A 3,328-nucleotide genomic window follows, 5' to 3' on the forward strand; every position below is an offset into this window, starting at 1 on the left:
GCTTCCGGACTGGTGGAGACCCCTCGTCCCGCGGGTGCGTTAAGGAGCCGGGTGCGGGTGGGGTGCCTGACTGTGCGGCGGAATGCCCGGGACCGGACATGCACCTCTCCACAAATGAGTTGGTCAGCAACTAAGCTAGATGCAAGAAGCTTTGCCCGACAACTGTTTGTGGTTGTCGACACTCTTCGGGTCGACGGAGCCGTTGGGTAGACGACCGGGAGTGCTGTCGTCGTCCATACCGGCTGCGACCACCGATGAGGAGACGGGCGATGCCCGATTACGAACACGGACTGCTGTTTCGGCACGTTCATCCGGCCCCGGCCCCGGCGCCGACGACGCGGACCGGGTGGTGGCACTGCTGAGCTGACGGAAGAGGCAGGACTGGACCCGGCAACCTTCCAGGATCACCCGTACAACCCGGGGTTCCTGGACACGTGGACCTTGCTCGGCTGCGTCGCCGCCCGCACACAGCGGATACGTGCATCGACGAACGTCCTGACTCTGCCCCTGCGTCCGCCTGCGGTCCTGGCGCGCCGCCGCCAGCCTCGACCTGCTGCCCACCCCGTGCCGGGAAATCGGCAAGATCGTCGACTGGCAGGTGCAAATCGCGCCGTACGCGGCGCTGGTAGCCCCGCCGCACAACCGCCACCATGGACAGGGCCTGGAGGACACCCGCAGCGGACTGCTACGTCACATCACCCCCGCAAGCCGCCGAGAGCATGCACGCGATGATGCACTCCGGTGAAGTGTCGGTGATGCAGATCCGTACGGTGGGCTGCGCCGTCAACGACGCCACCGCATACGCGCACCGCAGCCAGAACTTTCGGTTCTGGCCGCGCGGTTCTGGCCGCGACCGGGACGGAGGAAGTGGCGTAGCTCGACAAGCACTGGGCTGACCTGTATCGGCATTCGGACGGCATGTACCTGAGTTTCGAGACGCGGACCGATCCACGCCTGCTCCACGATGGGTACCCGGAGCCGACGCTGAGCCGACTACGCAGACAAAGGCGAAGTACGACCCGGACAACGTCTTCAACCGCAACTTCCCGGTCTCGCCGAATGAGCAGGTGGCTTCAGGGAACCGGTGGAATCGCGCCGGTCCGGACACCAGGACACGTGTCGACGCGCAGTGCACTCCGGGCCGATCGGTGCAGGACACGGCCGTCGCTGGAGCAGCGCTGAGCGCATCGAATGCGATTTGTTTGACATGCACATCAGTTGGCCAGGCGCGCGGCCACCCGCTCTTCTCGCGTGGCCACCGGTTCGACCGTCAAACATAAGGGTTGCCAGGTACCTTTAGGTAGACCAATCGAATGTGACGGTGTCGACCCGATCGGTACAGCACGCCGACTCGGCGCTCATCCAGCTCCACCGCTTACCGCAGTTGCCGGCGCATCGCCGGAGTTAATACCCTCCATTCGAAGAAAGAAGGGCGCGCCATGCGCACACGAGCCGCCGTGGCCCAAGGGCCGGTGAAGCCGTTCACGTTCGCCGAACTTGAACTCGACAAACCCCGCGACGACGAGGTGCTCGTCCGAATCGTCGCCACCGGGATCTGCCAAACCGACGCTCACGCCCGCAACGGACACATCCCTTCGCCGCAGCCGATCGTGCTCGGACACGAAGGAGCCGGAGTCGTCGAGCAAATCGGTGCGGCAGTCACCGAACTGCAGCCCGGTGACCACGTCGTGCTGTCCTACCAGTCGTGCGGACACTGCCCGCAGTGCCTGACCGGGCATCCGTCCTACTGCGACCAGGCATACGCGGCCAACTTCGGCGGTTCCCGGCTCGACGGCACCATCGGCATACACCGCCCGAACAGCGCTGCCGACAAGGTCCACGGTCACTTCTTCGGCCAGTCCTCGTTCGCCACCTATGCACTCTCGACCTGGCGCAACACCGTCAAGGTCGACAAGGACGTGCCACTAGAACTCCTAGGCCCGCTCGGCTGCAGCCTCCAGACCGGAGCCGGGGCCGTGCTCAACTCCTTCGCCATACCCGCGGGGGCGACGATCGCGATCCTCGGGGTCGGCGCCGTAGGCTTCGGTGCCCTGATGGCCGCCAACCTGGCCGGGGCAACGACGATCATCGCCGTCGACGTCAACGATCAGCGCCTGGCACTGGCACGCGAACTCGGCGCCACCCACACCCTCAACGCCGCCGGCCTCGACGTGGCCAAAGCCATCCTCGACATCACCGGCTCGGGCGCCGGCTACGTGCTGGACACGACCGGACGCGCCGACATGATCGCTCACGCCGTCTCGTCGCTGCGGCCGATGGGCCAGGCCGGCTTGATCGCCGGCGCCGGCAACGCATCGATTCCGGCCGCGCCGCTGGCGCTGGGAAAGGCGGTACGCGGCATCGTCCAGGGAGACGCCATCCCGCAGCAGTTCATCCCCAAGCTCATCCAGCTCTACCGCACCGGCCGGTTCCCGCTTGACCGCCTTGTCGGGTTCTACGACTTCGACGACATCGACGAGGCATTCGCCGCCGCGGCACGCGGCGATGTCATCAAGGCGATCCTGCGCATCTCCAGCTACGGATCCGCTGAAACAGCCGACGCCGAGACCCAGATGGCCGCTGGCGGCTCCGTCGCGTAGCGCACGACCCGCCTGCCCTGACCCACACGACCTGCCTGGTCAGGCCCGGCCAGGAAGCGGCCGGCGAGGGATGGCGAACTAGTGTCGCGTGTCTGAGTTCTTGACGGTTGGCTTTGAAAAGGCCAGGAACTCGCCGTTGCGGTGCCGCTGGTAGCAGGGTGGCGCGCCCGGACGCCGAAGCTCGGTACGCAATCTCTCCGAACCTCTACGGCCGGTTGCCGGTCCTCAAGAGCGGCAACCGGCCGGCACGCGACGACGGCCACTCGACCGCTGCATCCAGCCAATCCACGAACCGGGAACCGGGAACCTGCCGGCGTCCAGGGCTGCCAAGCCCCGGGAGGTGACGGCGCGTGGGCCCCGCCCCGCCCGCGACCGACGCCGCGCCGGCCGGCCCTGCTGGGACCGCGCCGGCAGTTAACGGCCATATGCTCTTTTTGTCGATATTTGTTTGATAACCAGCTGTTTGGTTAACCAGCGGCCGTGGTTCCGCCGCCCCACCAGAGACGCAGCTCACCGTTCGGTGCTCTGACGCGTTGCCGGGCTGATGTATTGTTGGGCAAACGATCTTCTGATCAACGTTTTCGCTGGATCGTCAGTGGGCGAGACCGGCAGGCGTCGCGGATGTCGAAGCGGCGAATCCCAGGCAAGCAGGTCCTGCAGTCGATCGGGCGCGACGCGCGACGCTCTCCGCGGCGGCCACGCCGCACGCGCAGAAGACAGGGGAAGGA

At 66.4% G+C, this 3,328-nt stretch carries 2 protein-coding genes; both read left to right on the forward strand.

Going from position 1 to position 3,328, the window contains the following annotated elements; genetic code table 11:
* Nucleotides 1–381: 381 nt before the first annotated feature.
* Nucleotides 382–732: an LLM class flavin-dependent oxidoreductase gene (locus ACIA47_RS32475; RefSeq protein WP_396712267.1), complete on the forward strand. Its 351-nt coding sequence runs from the start codon at nt 382–384 to the stop codon at nt 730–732.
* A 707-nt stretch (nt 733–1,439) separates the two neighbouring features.
* Entirely contained in the window at nt 1,440–2,600 is a 1,161-nt protein-coding gene (locus tag ACIA47_RS32480; protein ID WP_396712265.1) for an NAD(P)-dependent alcohol dehydrogenase, read from the forward strand.
* Nucleotides 2,601–3,328: the final 728 nt, after the last annotated feature.

It is taken from the genome of Micromonospora sp. NPDC051227 (assembly GCF_044455385.1).
Lineage (GTDB): Bacteria > Actinomycetota > Actinomycetes > Mycobacteriales > Micromonosporaceae > Micromonospora.